Genomic DNA, 16,394 nt, shown 5'->3' with positions numbered 1-16,394 from the left:
GGAAACGCCGCCGACGACCGTCGTGGTCGTTCGGCGGCGTTTCTCGTGCTTCGTCGGTGGCTTGTTACATGACTGGTACATGCGCGGGGTCTTGAGACCCCGACACCGCTCTGCTCGCGGCCGTCGGCCCCGAATCCTGTTCCAGTCACATGAATGGTTTATCAGTCACATGGGATACGATTGAGTCATGGACTTCGGCCAGCCTTTCGGCGGGATCATTCCGGGCGCGCGCGGCGCCGTCCTGGCCGTTCTGCTGCGGACCGGCGGCGCGCTCACCGGACGCCGTGTGCACGCCTTGGTGAGCGAGCAGCACAGCCTGAGCGCCGTCCAGCAGGCACTCCGCGACCTCGAGCAGCTCGGACTCACCACCACCGAGGTCGTCGGGCGAGCCGGGGTCCATCGGATCAACGAGCAGCACGAGGCGATCGCACATCTGAGCCCGCTCCGAAGCCCCCTCGAGATGCTCAAGCGGGTGGTCGCGGACACCGTGACCGACGCAGACGCCGTCCTGGTCTTCGGCTCCGTCGCCCGCGGCGAGGCGCACCGCGTCAGCGATGTCGACCTTGTCGTCATCGCTGACCAGGAGTGGGACGGTCGTGCCGACCTCGCGCAGGCGGTGCACGAGCGCCTGGGCAACGACTGCGACGTGCTCCACCTGACGCCCGAGGACTTCACGCGCCCCCCGGCTGAGCGGGAACCCGTCGTCGCCGAGATCCTGCGTGACGGCGTGGCGCTGATCGGCGCGATGCCGCGCCGAGCGCGGAGGGCAGCATCGTGACAGCGGAGAGTCTCAACTACGCGCGGCAGTACCTGCGAAAGGCGCGGGACTATCTGGCCTCCGCGCAGGACAACCTCGACCTCGAACGCCTCACACCGGCGGCGGGAGACGCGATCCACGCCGGCATCAGCGCCAAGGACGCCGTCGTGACGGCGCTGACCGGAAGGACCAGCAAGAGCAAGGACCACGCCAAAGCGGCCGGAGAGCTGCGCGCGGCCCTGTCCGGGCGACCCGACGCTCCTGCCGCCGAGAGGGCACTCCGCGAACTGATCGCGCTCAAGGGCGACGTGGAGTACGGCACGAAGGTCCCGACAGCCGCTCAGGCAACGTCGTTGGTACGGCGAGCGCGCATCCTTGTCGAGCTCACAGAAGAGATCATCGATGGTCGTTGACGCATCCCACACCAACACCGGGCGTCTAGGTTGAGCTCCATGCAGCGGCTCGATCCGGATGCGCCTGTCTACGCGTTCGCGCAGCCCGACGGCAGCAGCATCACGCTGGACCTGAGCACACCCGACGGCCTCGGCGACTTCGCCATGGAGATGCGGCGCCCGGACGGTCGACGGCACTACGGCCGGTGTACCACTCGGGCGAGCCGGGCCTCTTCATCGCGATCCTCCGCTGCTGGGCACACGCCGCGACGCCCGGCACGATCCTCGCCGGCATCGACTGGGTACGCAACGAGCTTGCGACGATGATGAAAGGCCGCGAGGCGACCACCGACTCCGAACGAGCTGACAGTGGTCACGGACCGATCTCTGTCAAGCTCGTCCTCGACGCCGTGGCGATGCGGTTGCTGAAGATCGGGGAAGCCGTGAAGTCACTCAGCCCGGAGCTGACCGAGAGCGAACCAGATCCCGTGGAGCAGGATCGCAGGGATGCGCGACTTTCTCGCCCACCACTACTTCGCGACCAGCCCCGAGATCGTCCAGGCTGTCATCGACAAGACCTGCAACCACTCTTTGACGCCCTTTGACGCCGTGGCTCGCATCCGGGCATCTCTCCCAAGCGCGTTGTAGGGCGCGGCGCGGGTCGCATGCGACCCTGTGAGTCCAGCACGACCCAGCTCGCGGTAGCCGCAGAAGCCGTGACTGACGCAGACGCCGTCCTGGCCTTCGGCTCCGTCGCCCGTGGCGAGGCCCACAGCGACAGCGATGTCGACCTCGTCGTCATCGCGGACCAGGACTGGGACGGCCGCGCCGACCTCGCCCAAGCGGTGCACGAGCGCTGGGCAACGACTGCGATGTGCTCCACCTGACCCCGAGGAGTTGGTCGTTCGGCGGCGCTTCTCGTGCTTCATCGGGGGGCTTGTCAGTCGGTGGGCGGCCTCGAGGAGCTCGAACGGCCCTGGTGACGGCAGCTCGCCACCGGCAACCATCACCCCCGGCCAGCTCAGCTGCTTCGTCCCCTCAGCAGCCGGGTGAGGTGCTCGACGGCCTGGTCGAGCGGCTCGGTCGAGCGAGTGGCGCGAGCGCAGAGCATCGCACCCTCGACGGCGCTGACCAGGAAGCCGGCCAGCGAGTGGGCCTCATCCTGGGTCCGCCCCTCGCGCACCAGCATCGCCTCGATCTCCTCGACCCAGCCGGCGAAGACCGCCGCAGCGGCCTCGCGTACGCCGGCGGCGTCGGCCGAGACCGCGGCCGCCGCGGCGATCGGACAGCCGAGCCGGTAGTCCGAGCTCACCAGGCTCGCCGCGATCTGACGGATCGTCTCGGCGAGCAGCGTGGAGGTGTCCATCGCCGCACCGAACTGCCTGATCGCGCGCCTCATCCACTCGCCGGCGGCGCGGGTGGAGGTCTCGATCAGCTCGAGCTTGCCGCCGGGGAAGTGCTGGTAGATCGACCGGCGGGCACTGCTGCTGCGCTCGAGGAGGTCGGTGAGACCGGCGCCCTCGACGCCGCGCTCACGCACCAGCTCGATGGCGGCGCTGATGAGTCGCTGACGTGGGCCAGGGGGCATTGGATCCGCCTTCGTTGTTACCGCTGGGTAGACCGATCGATCTACTTCATGCTTGTATGTAGACCATGCAGTCTACCCAGGCGGCCCCACCGTCGCTCGACCGCTCGATCCTGGCGCAGCCGCTGGCGTTGCCGAGCGGCTTCGTGATCCCCAACCGACTCGCCAAGGCGGCGCTCAGCGAGGGTCTGAGCCGCCGGGACCTGTCCCCCGGCTCGCGCATCAAGCGCCTCTACCGGCGCTGGGCCGACAGCGGGGTGGGGCTGACCATCACCGGCAACGTGATGATCGACCGGACCGCGATCGGCGAGCCCGGCAACGTCGTGGTCGAGGACCGGGGCCATGTCGAGGACCTCACCGAGTGGGCCCGGATCGCGAAGTCCGGCGGAGCGAAGGCGTTCGTCCAGGTCAATCATCCCGGCCGGCAGGCCCCGCGCACGCTCACCGCGCGGCCGGTGGCGCCGTCTCCGATCGCGCTGCCGGCCTCGGCGCGGGTCTTCGCCAAGCCCCGTGAGCTCACCGGCCGCGAGATCGAGGATCTGATCCGGCGCTTCGCCACAACCGCGGCGATCGTCACCGAGGCCGGCTTCGACGGCATCCAGATCCATGGCGCGCACGGCTATCTGGTCAGCCAGTTCCTCTCCCCGCTCGCCAACCGGCGTACCGACGCCTGGGGAGGTACGCCGGAGAAGCGCCGGCGTTTCGTGCTGGAGGTGTTCCGCGCGATCCGCGCCGAAGTCGGCCCGGCGACGCCGGTCACCATCAAGCTCAACTCCGCCGATTTCCAGCGCGGCGGCTTCGGCGAGGACGAGTCGATCGAGGTCGTCCATGCGCTCGCCGCGGAGGGCCTGAACCTCCTGGAGATCTCCGGCGGCACCTATGCCTCGGCCGCGATGCTCGGCGTCGATCCGTCGCTCAAGGAGAGCACCCGCCGCCGCGAGGCCTACTTCCTCTCCTACGCCGAGCGGGTCCGCGCCGAGCTGCCCGACCTGCCGCTGATGCTCACCGGCGGATTCCGGACCGCGGAGGGCATGGTCGACGCCGTCGAGTCCGGCGCCATCGACATCGTGGGCCTGGGCCGACCGCTCGCGGTCCAGCCGGACTTCCCCGCCGACCTGCTGGCCGGTCGTGTCGACGCGAGCCTCGTCACTCCCCGGCGCAGCGGCATCCGGTTGCTCGACAACCTCACCGAGCTGACCTACTACAGCGTGCAGATGTGGCGGATGGCGGCCGGCAAGGAGCCGGCCCCGAACCGGCATGCCGCTGTCAACGTCGGTCAGTACCTGCTCAACAACGGCCTGGCGAGCCTGCGCTCCCCGCGCGCCTGACCCCGACGGACCCAGAAGGAGATCGATGAAGACCATCGTCGTCACCAAGACCATCAAGGCCCCGATCGAGCACGTCTTCGAGGCCTACACCGACCACGAGCGGCTGGCCGACCTGCCGATGGTGATCTCGGCCAAGGTCGTCGTACCCGGGAAGACGGAGAAGAACGGCCTCGGCGCCGTACGCGTCGTCAACGGCGGTCTGATCACGCTCCGCGAGGAGATCACGGCATTTGAGCGACCGCACCTGATGGAGTACCGCATCCGCGACTCCCGCCCTAGGTCCGAGCACGAGCTCGGCCGAGTGGAGTTCGTCGAGGCGCCCGGGGGCACCAAGGTCACCTGGACCACCGTCTTCGGCCTGAGGAGCCCACTGCTGGCCGTCGCCGAGCCGGCCTTCGCGCTCGCGTTCAGGGCCATCTTCAAGATGACCCTCGACCAGGTTGCGAAACGCGCGATCGCCGAGACGGCCGCCTGATGTCCGCCATGTCGATGGAGTGGCAGAAGACGGCCTGCATCCTGTGCGAGTGCAACTGCGGCCTGGAGGTGTGGGTCGTCGACGGCCGGCTGGCGAGGATCCGCGGCGACAAGGAGCACCCGGCCTCGCAGGGCTACACCTGCGAGAAGCCGCTGAGGCTGGACCACTACCAGAACAGCCGCGACCGGCTGACGTCGCCACTGCGCCGACGCCACGACGGCACCTACGAGGAGATCGACTGGGACACGGCCGTCGCCGAGATCGCCGCACGCCTGACCGCGATCAGGGACACCCACGGCGGCGACAAGATCCTCTTCTACTCCGGTGGCGGGCAGGGCAACCACCTGCCGGCGGCCTACGGCCAGTCGCTGCGTGCCGCGCTCGGCACCAGGTACTACTCCAACGCCCTCGCGCAGGAGAAGACCGGCGAGGCCTGGGTCGACGCCCAGCTCTACGGGACCCACAGCAAGGGCGACTTCGAGCATGCCGAGGTGGTGATGTTCCTCGGCAAGAACCCGTGGCAGACCCACTCGTTCCCGCGTGCCCGCCCGGTCCTGCGCGAGATCGCCCGCGACCCCGACCGCGCCATGATCGTGGTCGACCCGCGCCGCAGCGAGACCGCCGAGCTCGCCGACTTCCACCTGCAGGTCCGCCCGGGCACCGATGCCTGGCTGCTGGCCGCGATGCTGGGCGTGCTGGTCGAGGAGGATCTCCTGGACCACGACTTCGTCACCGAGCACACCGACGGCGCCGAGGAGGTTGTCGCCGTGCTGCGCGAGATCCCGATCGGCGAGTACGCCGAGGTCTGCGGCGTACCCGAGGACCTCATCCGCGCCGCCACCCGGCGGTTCGCGACCGCCGCCAGCGCGGCGACGTACGAGGATCTCGGCGTCCAGCAGGCGCCGAACAGCACGCTGACGTCCTACCTCAACAAGCTGCTGTGGATCCTCACCGGGAACTTCGGCCGACCCGGCACGATGTACCTCCACTCCTGGTTCGTCTCGCTCGCGGGCGCACCGCCGGCGGACCCACGGACCGCGCCACGTCCGGCCGCGGGCCCACTGCAGCGGCTGGCCCGGCGCGCGCTCGCGGGTGGTGCCGGCGTCGTCTCCCGGGCAGTGCCGCTGGCGGCGGGCCTGCCGGTGCCCGGGGCGCTGACCGACGTCGCGGCTCGGACCCTGCTGGGGCAGCTCGCACCCGTGCTGAGCGATCGACTCGCCGCGGACGCCTATCCCGCCGCCACCCGCGTCACGCCGGTGACGGGTGCTCGGATCATCGCCGGCATGATGCCGTGCAACTCGATCGCCGACGAGATCCTCACCGATCACCCCGATCGGCTGCGTGCCATCTGGATCGACAGCTCCAACCCGGCTCACTCGCTCCCCCAGTCCCAGCGCTTCCAGGAGGCGATGGCCGCCTGCGACCTGACGGTCGTGGTCGACGTGGCGTTCACCGAGACCGCGCGTCGAGCCGACTACGTGCTGCCCGCGTCGTCCCAGTTCGAGAAGTGGGAGTGCACGTTCTTCAACATGGAGTTCCCGTGCAACTCCTTCCAGCTGCGCGCGCCACTGCTCGACCCACGGCCCGGCACGCTGCCCGAGCCGGAGATCTATGCCCGGGTCATGCGCGCCATCGGCGCCGTCGACGAGGCCCTGCTGGAGCGTCTGCGCACGGCCCTGACCGCCGGCATCGACGCGTTCGCGCTGGCGTTCTTCTCCGCGGCCGCGGCCGACCCTTCCCTGATGAGGCAGGCTGGCTATGTGCTCTACGAGACGCTCGGCCCCACCCTGCCGGACGGGGCCCGGGCCGCGGCGGTGTTGTGGGGTGCGGCGCACCTGTGCGCGCTGACCTACCCGGACGCGGTGGCACGGGCCGGCTTCGACGGCCCCGGTCTCCAGCCGGGTCAGAAGCTCTTCGACGCGATCCTGCGCGAGCGCGCCGGCGTCACGTTCACCGTCGACGGCTGGGAGCATGCCTGGAACTATGTCAAGCGCGCGGACCACCGCTTCACCGTGGCGATCCCCGAGTTGCTCCCCGAGCTGCGCGCGCTGACCGGCGCGACCTCGTCGTGGACGAGTGCGGAGTTCCCGTTCGTCCTGATGGCCGGCGAGCGCCGTTCCTTCACCGCCAACGACATCATCCGCGATCCGTCCTGGCGTCGCCGCGACGCCGGCGGGGCGCTGCGGATCAGCCCGGCCGACGCCGAGCGGCTCGGCATCGCCGCCGGCGGTCAAGCCCGCGTCACCACCGAGGCCGGTACGGCGGAGGTCGGGGTGGAGATCACGGACATGATGCAACCGGGCCACGTCTCGCTGCCCAACGGCCTCGGCCTCGACTACCCCGCCGAGGACGGCACCCGGGAGCGCACCGGGGTGGCGGTCAATACGCTGACCAGCGCCCGCTACCGGGACACGCTCGCCGGCACGCCGTGGCACAAGTACGTCCCGGCGAGGATCGAAGCGGTCTGATGGCGGCGCAGCGGACGGTCGGGGACGCGATGCTGCGTCGCCCGACAGTCCATGCCGCCGACCTCACCGTCGGGGCCGCCCTCGCCGCCTTCGACGCCAGTCCCAAGACCCACCTGTTGCTCCTGGTGCGCGACGGCGTGCTGGTCGCCACCCTGACCCGGGACGACGTGGCCGCCGACGCCGATCCGGACGGCCCGGCGGCCGGGCTGGGCGCGCTGGTCGGACGCACCGTGGATCCCGCCGTACCTCTGGCGGCGGCTCATGCCCTCATGGCCGGACGGGGCCTGCGACGCCTGGCCGTCGTCGACGGCTCCGCCCGGCTGCTCGGGCTGCTGTGTCTCAAGCGCGGCCTGACCGGCTTCTGCACCGACGACGGCGTGGCCGAGATGCGCGCGGCGCGCGGCCTCAGCGGCGAGCCCACAGCCTCCCGGCCAGGGCGGCGATCCGCTGCTCGGCGGCGTCGTCGTCGAGCCCGGTGGTGAGGATCGCCATCACCACCGGAGGCCGCTGCGGCTCGCGCACCAGGGCGATGTCATGGCGCACCCCCTCGACCCAACCGGTCTTGTTGGCCACCGCCACCCCGGCCGGCAGCCCGCGCGGGATGCCGGCGCGCCAGGTCTGGGCGGCGAGCACCGCTTCCAGCTCCGCGCAGGCGGGCGCGCTCGCCAGACCGCGCGTGGCGATGCCGGCCAGCAGCCGGGCCGCGTCGTACGCCGTGATCCGGTTGTCCCGCCCGGCGGCCTGCGCCGCGATGTCCTCGATGCCTCGGGTCACCGTCGTGGCCGAGCTGCACCCGGCGGCGGCGAACACGTCGGCGACCGCGGCGAGCCCGGTCCGCTCCAGGACCAGGTTGGCGGCGAGGTTGCCGGAGTGGGTGAGGCTGCGACGAGCCAGCTCGCGCAGCGGCAGCTCGCCGCCCAGGGCCGCCCACGTCTGCGGATCCTGGTCGTTGTCGGGATCCATCGCGAATCTCCCGCCCGCGACCGACGCGAACTCCGCGTGCACCGGCACCGCCGTGTCGAGGTCGAGCAGGCCCCGGTCGGCGAGGCGGTACGCCGCAACCGCCACCGGCACCTTCATCAGGCTGGCCGCGTAGTGCGGCACGGCGGCCTCGCGGACCGCCACCGCGGCGCCGTCGACCCCGCCGAACCAGTACGAGATCACGATGTCGAGGCTAGAAGCCGCGTCCGGGGTTGAGGATGCCGGCCGGGTCGAAGGCGGCCTTGATCCGGACCATCAGCTCGCGCTCGGTGGCGCCCACCTGGCGGACGACGTACGGCGCCTTGAGGCTGCCCACGCCGTGCTCGCCGGTAATGGTGCCGCCGAGCGCCAGGGCGGCACCGAGCACCTCGTCGAACGCCGCCCGGGCGGCCCGCTGCGCGGCGGGATCGGCCGGGTCGTAGACGATGGTGGGATGCAGGTTGCCGTCCGCGGCATGGCCGAAGGTGCCGATCGCGACGCCGTGCCGGGCGGCGATCTCCTCCACCGCGGCGATCAGCGCGGGCAGCCGGTGGGTCCCGACGCACACGTCGTCGAGCAGCGTGGCACCCAGCCGCTCGATGGCGGGCAGCGCGGCTCGGCGCGCCTCCATCAGCGCGGAGCCCTCGGCGGGGTCGTCGGTGGCGAACGCCTCCGCCCCGAACGCCGCCGCCAGTTCGGCACACCGCTGCGCCCGGGCCGCCGCGTCGGCGCCGTCGAACTGCGCCAGCAGCACCGCCCCGGCCTCCTCGTCGAGACCCATCCGCGTCATCGCGTTGACGGCCCGCACGGTGGTGCGGTCCATCAGCTCGATCGCCGCCGCGTCACCCTCCCGACCGAGGGCCAGCACCAGGTCGATCGCCGCCTGGACGCTGGGGAACGTCGCGGCCACCGTGGCCAGCCCCTGCGGTCGCGGCCGCAGCCGGACGGTGGCCTCGACGATGACGCCCAGCGTGCCCTCGGAGCCGACCAGGAGACGGGTGAGGTCGAGGCCGACGACGTTCTTGCGCGTCGCGCGCCCGGTCCGGATCACCTCGCCGGTGCCGAGCACGGCGGTCAGCTCGAGCACGTGGTCCTGGGTGGTGCCGTACTTCGCGCAGCACATGCCGCCGGCGTTGGTGGCCAGGTTGCCGCCGATCGAGCAGATCTCGCGGCTGCCCGGGTCGGGGACGTACCAGAGCCCGGCGGCGGCAGCGGCGCGATCCAGGTCGGCGTTGATCACGCCGGGCTCGACGCGCGCGGTCCGGGCGACCTCGTCGATCTCGAGGATGCGGTCCATGCCGGCCATCACCAGCACGACACCGCCGTCGAGGGCATTGGCCCCGCCGGCGAGCCCGGTGCCGGCACCACGGGTGACCAGCGGTACGCCGTACTGCCGGCACAGACCGACCACCGCGACGACGTCCTCGACGCTGCCGGCCTTGACCACCGCCAGCGGTCGGCCGGCCTCGGCGAGCAGGCACTGGTCGCGGCGGTAGGCCTCCATCGCGTCCGGGTCGGTGGTCACCGCAGGGACGGCCGCGGCCAGTCGGGAGAGGAAGTCGCTCATCGGCGCCTCAGACCAACAGCTCACGGCCGGGGATCGCCGCGATCAGCTGCCGGGTGTACTCCTCGCGCGGGGCCTCGAAGATCTGCTCCGGTGTGCCGGTCTCGACCACCCGGCCGGCGCGCATCACATAGACCTGGTGCGAGACCAGCCGGACCACCGCGAGGTCGTGGCTGATGAACAGATAGGACAGCCCGAGCTCGCGCTGCAGCGTGACCATCAGGTCCAGGATCTGCTCCTGCACGAGCACGTCGAGGGCGCTGACCGCCTCGTCCATCACCACCAGCTCCGGCTCCAGCGCCAGCGCCCGTGCGATCGCGACCCGCTGCCGCTGGCCCCCGGAGAGCTCGTGCGGGTAGCGGTCGGCGAAGGCCGCCGGCAGCGCGACCTTGTCCAGCAGGTCCAGCACCGCCGTACGGCGACTGGCCCGGTCGCCGATCCGGTGGACGACCAGCGGCTCGGCGACGACCTGGCCGATGGTGTAACGAGGGTCGAGGGAGGCGAACGGGTTCTGGAAGACCGGCTGGACCGAGCGGCGGAACCGCAACAACTCCTCGCCGCGGACCTTCGACACGTCGGTGCCGCGGTAGCGCACGGACCCGCCGTCGGCCCGCTCGAGCCGAAGCGCCAGCCGGGCGGTGGTGGACTTCCCCGACCCGGACTCCCCCACGATGGCGACGGTTCGTCCGCGCGGCACCCGCAGGTCCACGCCGTCGGCGGCGACGAACGGCTCGGAGCGCCCCCGGACCCGATACTTCTTCACCGCGCCGACCACCTCCAGCAGCGTCTCCGGCTCGTCGGCGGTGTCGGCGTCGGACTGCTCGATCACCTTGGCACTGGCCATCCCCGGGGCCGCGGCCAGCAGCCTACGGGTGTAGTCGTGCTGCGGGTCGGAGACGATCTGCTCCGCGGGGCCGGTCTCCACGATCTCGCCGCGGTACATCACCACGACGCGGTCGGCGCGCTCGGCGGCCAGGGCGAGGTCGTGGGTGATCAGCAGGACGGCGGCGCCCATCTCGGAGGCGAGCTGCTCCATCTGGTCCAGCACCAGCCGCTGCACGGTGACGTCGAGCGCCGACGTCGGCTCGTCGGCGAGGAGTACGTCGGGCTTGCAGGCCAGCGCCATCGCGATCAGCACCCGCTGCCGCATCCCGCCCGAGAACTCGTGCGGGTACTGGTGGAAGCGGGCGGCCGGGTCGGTGATCCCGGCCTGCTCGAGCAGGCCGATCGCCTGCTGCTGAGCGGCCTTGCCGCGGGCACGGCCGTGGATCTCCAGCGCCTCGACGATCTGCGCCCCGATCGTCATCACCGGGTTGAGGTTGGTCATCGGGTCCTGCGGGACCAGACCGATCCGGTTACCCCGGATCGCCGTCATGCTCCGCTCGCTGGCGGCCGTGATGTCGAGGTCGCCCAGGGTGATCGTGCCGCTGGAGATCCGGCCGTTGTCGGCCAGCAGCCGGTTCACGCAGGCCGCCAGTGTCGACTTGCCCGAGCCGGACTCGCCGACGATCGCGACAGTCTCCCCCGGGAAGACCTCGAGGCTGACGTCGCGGATGGCCTCGACCGATCCGCGCGAGGTGGTGAAGGTGACAGAGACTCCCTCGATCTTGAGGGCTGGCTTGTGCGGGCTCATCGTTCCTCGAGGATGGTGGGTGCGGCGAGCTCGAGCGCTGTCCGGGCGGCGTCGAGCAGATGGTCCTGGATCTGCTGGCTTTGCAGCAGGCCGGTGGTGTCGGCGAACGCGCCGGCGGCAGGGATCGGGCCGAGCGTGCCGTGCAACCGCATCGCGCCACCGGCCACCACCAACTCGGTCTCCAGCCCGACGGCGAAGAAGGTGCCGGTGAAACCGCCGTGGTGCAGCAGCGTCACGCCCGCCTCCTCGAGCCGGGTGCGCCGGAAGCCGACCGCCTGCTCCGGATGGAGCCGGCTCGGGGTGGCGAAGCGGGCCAGCGTCGCGTCGGTCACGACCTCGCCGCCGCGCACGGCCGAGCCGAGCCGCAGCAGGTCGTCGACGGTCGCGAACAAGCCGGCATGGCCCGAGACGCCGGCGAGGGCGTGGGCGGCGTTGCCGTCGTTGGCGGCGCCGCGGACCGGGCCGGCGCGCCAGCCGGCGAAGTCGGTCGGCCGGTAGGGCACCGGGTACGGCGTCCCGGTGCCGACCATGGCGTGCTCGTAGGCGTCGCTGTCCGCACTGGTCGCGGCCGCCGACGGCGGCACCGGGCCGTAGCGCGCGGTCAGGCCCAGCGGCTGCGCGATCATGGTCGCGAACGCCTCGGCCAGGCCCAGACCCGTCACCGTCTCGACGACCTGGCCGGCGAGCATCAGGCCGAGGTCGGAGTAGCACCAGGTCGTGCCCGGCTCCGCGGCCAGCGGCAGCCCCGCCGCGGCGGCCAGCGCGGCGGCCCGGTCGGTGTGCTCGACGTAGAGCGGCCACCACGGCTGCAGGCCCGCGGTGTGGGTGAGCAGCTGCTCGAGGGTGATCCGGCGCCGTACGTCGCGGTCGAGCGCCGGCAGGTAACGCGCCGCGGGCGTGTCGAGATCGAGCTCGCCGGCGTCGACCAGGAGCATCGCGAGCGTGGTGGTGGCCGCCACCTTGGTCACCGAGGCGACGTCCAGCAGCAGATCGCGGCTCATCGGGGTGCCGGGTTCTCCGGCGCCGGGCAGCACGGCCCAGCCGTCAACGGCGACCGCCTGGCCCGCGGCCGTCCTGATCCCGACCGCGGCGCTGGCCGGACGGCGGCCGGGCGCGTCGGGGGCACGGAGCCGAGCGACGGTTCTGGTCGCCACCTCCGTCAGGGCCTGGGACGGGCGGCTCACCGGTCCGGCTCCTGGAACCGCAGCGAGCCCGGCCACGACGCCGTGGTCGTCGCCGGCACCGGCCGACCGGGGGCGGGCGTGAGACTGCCGAGCACGCGCGGGCCGCTGGCACCGGTGCAGCTGGGCACGTTGGCGGGCAGGCCGTGCAGCGTCGCCCACCCGATCAGTGCGAAGGCGATCGCCTCCTTCGCGTCCGAGGGGATGCCCAGGTCGTCGGCGGTCAGCAGCCGCACGCCGGGCAGCTGGCCGGCCAGGCGCTCCATCAGCGCCGGGTTGCGGACCCCGCCGCCCGAGGCCACCAGGACCTCGAGCCCACTGGCCCGGACCGCGTCGGCGACGGTCACCGCGGTCAGCTCGGTCAGCGTGGCGACCAGGTCCGGCAGCGACGGGGCGACGCCCGCCGTGGCGAGCGCCTGCTCGACGTACGCGAGGTGGAACAGCTCCTTGCCCGAGCTCTTCGGCGCCGGCAGCGCGTAGTAGGGCTCGGCGAGCAGCACCTCCAGCAGCTCCGGTACGACCGCGCCGGCCCGAGCCAGCCGCCCGTCGCGGTCGAACGTGTCGCTGGTGTCGGGCGAGGCCGTCACCACGGCGTCGATCAGGGCGTTGGCGGGGCCGATGTCCCAGGCGGTCGGGGCGGCACCGGGCGCGCAGACGGTGACGTTGGAGATGCCGCCGAGGTTGAGCGCGCCGGCGCGGGCCCCGTCGGCCACGAAGCCCTGCAACAGCAGCTGGTCGAGCACCGGCACCAGCGGCGCCCCCTGCCCACCCGCGGCCACGTCGGCCGCCCGCACGTCGGCGATGACGGGCAGGCCGGTCGCGGAGGCGATCCAGGCGGGCTGTCCGATCTGCAGCGTGCCCTCGGCACGGCCGTCCGCCACCCAGTGGAAGACGGTCTGGCCATGCGAGCAGACCGCGTCCACCGGGGCATCTGCGTGTCGCTCGGCGTGTCGGGCGAGCGCGGCGGCGGCCGCCGCGCCGAAGGACTGCCCGATGCGCGTGTCCAGCTCGCAGACCACGTCGAACCCGACCGGGGCCGGCGGCAGCGCGTCGATGAGCCGGCGGCGCAGGTCGCCGTCGTACGGCACCGAGTCGGCGTACTCCAGCCGAGCCACCAGCGCCTGGCCGTCCGGCTGGAAGTCGACGATCGCGATGTCGATCCCGTCGTGGGACGTGCCCGAGATCATGCCGAGGATCCTCATCGGGCCTCCTCCCCCGCCGGCCGGTCGACGATCCGGCCGAGGAAGCCGTCCGCGGCGTCCAGGGCGGCCCGGGCCTGCTCGGCATCCAGGCCGGAGGCCAGCATGGCGATCGCGACCTTGGCGTTCCAGTCGGCCGCGTCGAGCGCACGCTCGGCCCGGTCCTCCCCCACGCCGGTCGCCAGCGTCACGATCCGGATGGCCCGGCGGACCAGCTTCGCGTTGGTGGCCTTCACGTCGACCATCAGGGTGCGGTAGGTCTTCCCCATCCGGATCATGGTGATCGTCGAGAACATGTTGAGGATCATCTTCGTCGCCGTCCCCGCGGCCAGCCGGGTCGATCCGGTGACCACCTCGGGCCCGACAGCGACCTCGATCCCGTGTCGTGCCGCGGCCGAGACCGGCGTGTTGAGGTTGCACGAGATCCCGACGGTGAGCGCGCCGCGCTCGGCGGCGTACCGCAGCGCGCCGAGGACGTACGGCGTACGTCCGCTGGAGGCGATGCCGACGACGGTGTCGTCCGGGCCCACATCGAGGGCCGCGACGTCCACGGCTCCGGCCTCGGCGCTGTCCTCGGCGGCCTCGACCGCGCTCATGATCGCCACCGGCCCGCCGGCGATCAGGCCGACGACCACGCCCTGGTCGGTGCCGAAGGTGGGCGGCACCTCGGAGGCGTCCAGGACGCCCAGGCGACCGGACGTGCCGGCGCCCACGTAGATCAGCCGGCCGCCGCGGCGCATCCGCTCGCTGGTCTCCTCGATCGCCGCGGTGATGGTCGGCAGCGCCCGCCGCACCGCCGCCGGGATCGTCGCGTCCCGGTCGTTCATCAGCGCGACCAGCTCGCCGACGGCCAGCTCGTCGAGCATCAGGCTCCGGTCGGCCACCGCCTCGGTGAGGAGCTCGTCGAGGTCCTCCAGGTCGGTGTGGTTGGTGGCCATCAGCGGGCTCCTGTCTTGGGGTCGAGGGCGGCCCGGAGGCTGTCGCCGAGAAGGTTGAGCCCGATCACGGCGACCATCAGCGCAGCCCCGGGGAACAGCAGCATCCAGGGAGCGACGCTGACCAGGGACTGGGCGTCGTAGACCATCCCGCCCAGGGACGCGGCCGGCGGCGGTGTGCCGAAGCCGAGGAAGCTCAGCGATGCCTCGGTCAGGATCGCCCAGGAGAGCGACAGCGTCACCTGGACGACGAGGATGCTGCGCATGTTGGGCAGGACGTGCCGGAACAGGGTGGACATTCGGCTGCGCCCGATGGCGGTCGCGGCCAGCACGTACTCGGCGTTGCGCAGGGTGAGCACCGGGCCGCGTGCGACTCGGGCGAAGATCGGGACGTAGACGATCGCGATGGAGAGGCTCACCGTGACCCAGCTGCGCTGCAGGGTCGCCGCCAGGGCGAGCGCGAGCAGCAGCGGCGGGAAGGCGAAGAGCACGTTCGTCACGACGCCGACGGCGCGGTCCGCGATGCCCTGGTAGTAGCCGGCGACGACTCCGAGGAGTACGCCGATCACCGACGCCGCGGCGACCGAGACCAGTGCGACCCGCAGCGAGTTGGCCATCCCGCTGGCCACCCTGGCGAAGACGTCGCGGCCGAACTGGTCGGTGCCGAACCAGTGCGAGCCGCTGGGGCCCTGCAGCGACTCGGCGACGTTCTGCCGAGCGGGGTCGTGCGGGGTCAGGCCGAAGACGGCCATCAGCGCCAGCACCACGATGATCAGCATCAACACCACGCCGGCGATCCCGATGGGGCTCCGGAACGCCGCGATCCACGCTCGCGAGCGAGCGCTGGCGTCGGTGCGGATCTCGGGGACGTTCGAGATGTCGCTCGTCGTACTCATCGCACTCGCACCCGGGGGTCGACGACCCGGTAGACCAGATCGGTGAGCAGGTTGATCAGGACGAACATGGCCGCGATGACGAGCACGGTGCTCTGCACGACGGCGTACTCCTTCTGGTTGAGTCCGAGCAGCACCTGCCGGCCGATGCCGGGGATCGCGAAGATCTGCTCCACCACCAGCGCGCCACCGAGCAGGAAGCCGAGCTGGAGGCCGCTCATGGTGACCACCGGGATGAGCGCGTTGCGCAGGATGTGCCGCACCTCCAGTCGCCGGCCGGACACGCCCTTGGCCCGCGCCGTGCGGACGAAGTCCTCGGCCCGGATCGCGAGGATGGCCGCGCGGGTGGTCTGCAGCACCGGCGGCGCCACGCTGATGCCCAGCACGACCGCCGGCAGCAGCATCTGCTGCAGGTTGAGACCGGGGTCGTCGAACAGCGTCCGGAAGCCCTTGCCGTTCGGGTACCAGCCCAGGTTGTTGGCCAGCCAGCTGGCGACGGCGGTGGCCAGCAGGAACGACGGGATCGACAGCGCGACCAGGCTGACCATCTGGGTCGAGCTGTCCCGCAGCCGACCGGGACGGCTGGCCGCCAGCAGGCCGCCCGGGACGCCGAGGACGAGGCCGACCAGGATGCCCAACAGGGCCAGCTCGATCGTGTTCGGCAGCGCCTGCCGGGTCATGGACAGCACCGAGAGGTGGGAGGTCGTCGACACGCCGAGATGGCCGGTCAGCACGCCGCCGAGCCAGTCGAAGTACTGCACCACGAGCGGCTTGTCCAGGCCGTAGTACGCCTCGAGCGAGTGCACCTGAGCGGGCGAGAGCTCGCCGGCAGCGATGCCGTACGACGCGGTGACCTGGTTGCCGGGGACGACCCGCAGCAGCACGAAGGTGAGGATCGAGACGCCGACGAGGGTCACGATGGCCTCGCCGATCCGCCGCGTGACGGGATGACGCCCGAAGGCGCTTGCGAGTTTCATAGCAGTCGCTTACCGAGAGTCGAGTCGGGAGCGGACTCGCGTCCGCT

The 16,394-nt window shown here is 71.9% G+C and carries 17 protein-coding genes; 8 read left to right on the top strand and 9 right to left on the bottom strand.

What is annotated here, in order from left to right:
• Window positions 1-187: 187 nt before the first annotated feature.
• The 4 genes from VHA72_RS08160 to VHA72_RS08145 all read left to right on the top strand — a co-directional run bounded on the left by VHA72_RS08160 (window position 188) and on the right by VHA72_RS08145 (window position 2,036).
• Window positions 188-778: a nucleotidyltransferase domain-containing protein gene (locus VHA72_RS08160; protein ID WP_325574078.1), complete on the top strand. Its 591-nt coding sequence runs from the start codon at window positions 188-190 to the stop codon at window positions 776-778.
• Entirely contained in the window at window positions 775-1,170 is a 396-nt protein-coding gene (locus tag VHA72_RS08155) for a hypothetical protein (RefSeq protein ID WP_325574076.1), read from the top strand. Before VHA72_RS08160 ends, VHA72_RS08155 begins: the two co-directional genes overlap by 4 nt.
• Window positions 1,171-1,656: 486 nt before the next feature.
• Complete coding sequence (locus tag VHA72_RS16520; protein ID WP_414689772.1) at window positions 1,657-1,797, top strand: hypothetical protein; 141 nt, start codon at window positions 1,657-1,659, stop codon at window positions 1,795-1,797.
• Between the two features lie 68 nt (window positions 1,798-1,865).
• The gene (locus tag VHA72_RS08145; RefSeq protein ID WP_325574072.1) at window positions 1,866-2,036 is read left to right on the top strand and encodes a nucleotidyltransferase domain-containing protein; all 171 of its coding nucleotides are present in this window, start codon (window positions 1,866-1,868) and stop codon (window positions 2,034-2,036) included.
• A gap of 134 nt (window positions 2,037-2,170) precedes the next feature.
• Here the strand turns inward: VHA72_RS08145 and VHA72_RS08140 are convergent, their stop codons facing one another.
• Window positions 2,171-2,737, bottom strand: a complete 567-nt coding sequence (locus tag VHA72_RS08140; protein WP_325574070.1) for a TetR/AcrR family transcriptional regulator — start codon at window positions 2,735-2,737, stop codon at window positions 2,171-2,173.
• Window positions 2,738-2,802: 65 nt separating this feature from the next.
• Here VHA72_RS08140 and VHA72_RS08135 point away from each other — a divergent pair, with 65 nt between their 5' ends.
• Genes VHA72_RS08135 through VHA72_RS08120 form a run of 4 tightly spaced genes read left to right on the top strand, consistent with a single transcriptional unit; the run spans window position 2,803 to window position 7,487 of the window.
• Window positions 2,803-4,062 carry an NADH:flavin oxidoreductase/NADH oxidase family protein gene (locus VHA72_RS08135; protein WP_325574068.1) on the top strand — a complete coding sequence of 420 codons (1,260 nt, stop codon included), beginning with the start codon at window positions 2,803-2,805 and terminating at the stop codon, window positions 4,060-4,062.
• A 25-nt stretch (window positions 4,063-4,087) separates the two neighbouring features.
• Entirely contained in the window at window positions 4,088-4,537 is a 450-nt protein-coding gene (locus tag VHA72_RS08130; protein WP_325574066.1) for an SRPBCC family protein, read from the top strand.
• Window positions 4,537-7,005 (top strand): molybdopterin-dependent oxidoreductase, encoded by a 2,469-nt coding sequence (locus VHA72_RS08125; RefSeq protein WP_325574064.1) that lies wholly within the window; start codon window positions 4,537-4,539, stop codon window positions 7,003-7,005. The genes VHA72_RS08130 and VHA72_RS08125 overlap by 1 nt, the downstream gene beginning before the upstream one ends.
• A complete protein-coding gene (locus VHA72_RS08120) occupies window positions 7,005-7,487 on the top strand; it encodes a CBS domain-containing protein (protein WP_325574062.1) in 483 nt (160 codons plus the stop codon). Before VHA72_RS08125 ends, VHA72_RS08120 begins: the two co-directional genes overlap by 1 nt.
• Here the strand turns inward: VHA72_RS08120 and VHA72_RS08115 are convergent.
• The 8 genes from VHA72_RS08115 to VHA72_RS08080 are packed head-to-tail and all read right to left on the bottom strand — an operon-like array spanning window position 7,411 to window position 16,347.
• The gene (locus tag VHA72_RS08115) at window positions 7,411-8,169 is read right to left on the bottom strand and encodes a serine hydrolase (protein WP_325574060.1); all 759 of its coding nucleotides are present in this window, start codon (window positions 8,167-8,169) and stop codon (window positions 7,411-7,413) included. The two genes, VHA72_RS08120 and VHA72_RS08115, sit on opposite strands and share 77 nt — an antisense overlap.
• A gap of 10 nt (window positions 8,170-8,179) precedes the next feature.
• Window positions 8,180-9,532: an FAD-binding oxidoreductase gene (locus VHA72_RS08110; protein WP_325574058.1), complete on the bottom strand. Its 1,353-nt coding sequence runs from the start codon at window positions 9,530-9,532 to the stop codon at window positions 8,180-8,182.
• 7 nt (window positions 9,533-9,539) lie between these two features.
• A complete protein-coding gene (locus VHA72_RS08105; RefSeq protein ID WP_325574056.1) occupies window positions 9,540-11,162 on the bottom strand; it encodes an ABC transporter ATP-binding protein in 1,623 nt (540 codons plus the stop codon).
• Window positions 11,159-12,346: a serine hydrolase domain-containing protein gene (locus tag VHA72_RS08100; RefSeq protein WP_325574054.1), complete on the bottom strand. Its 1,188-nt coding sequence runs from the start codon at window positions 12,344-12,346 to the stop codon at window positions 11,159-11,161. The genes VHA72_RS08105 and VHA72_RS08100 overlap by 4 nt, the downstream gene beginning before the upstream one ends.
• Window positions 12,343-13,545, bottom strand: a complete 1,203-nt coding sequence (locus VHA72_RS08095) for an anhydro-N-acetylmuramic acid kinase (RefSeq protein WP_325574052.1) — start codon at window positions 13,543-13,545, stop codon at window positions 12,343-12,345. Before VHA72_RS08095 ends, VHA72_RS08100 begins: the two co-directional genes overlap by 4 nt.
• On the bottom strand, window positions 13,542-14,480 hold the full coding sequence (murQ, locus tag VHA72_RS08090) for an N-acetylmuramic acid 6-phosphate etherase (protein WP_325574050.1): 939 nt from the start codon (window positions 14,478-14,480) through the stop codon (window positions 13,542-13,544). Before murQ ends, VHA72_RS08095 begins: the two co-directional genes overlap by 4 nt.
• Window positions 14,480-15,373, bottom strand: coding sequence for an ABC transporter permease (locus VHA72_RS08085; RefSeq protein WP_325574048.1), 894 nt, complete (start codon window positions 15,371-15,373; stop codon window positions 14,480-14,482). Before VHA72_RS08085 ends, murQ begins: the two co-directional genes overlap by 1 nt.
• Complete coding sequence (locus VHA72_RS08080; RefSeq protein ID WP_325574046.1) at window positions 15,370-16,347, bottom strand: ABC transporter permease; 978 nt, start codon at window positions 16,345-16,347, stop codon at window positions 15,370-15,372. Before VHA72_RS08080 ends, VHA72_RS08085 begins: the two co-directional genes overlap by 4 nt.
• Between the last annotated feature and the right edge of the window lie 47 nt (window positions 16,348-16,394).

It is taken from the genome of Nocardioides sp. (assembly GCF_035547795.1).
In the GTDB taxonomy this organism is placed as follows: domain Bacteria; phylum Actinomycetota; class Actinomycetes; order Propionibacteriales; family Nocardioidaceae; genus Nocardioides.
Note: the sequence above shows the minus strand (reverse complement) of the source record. Positions and strands in the feature narration are given on the sequence as shown.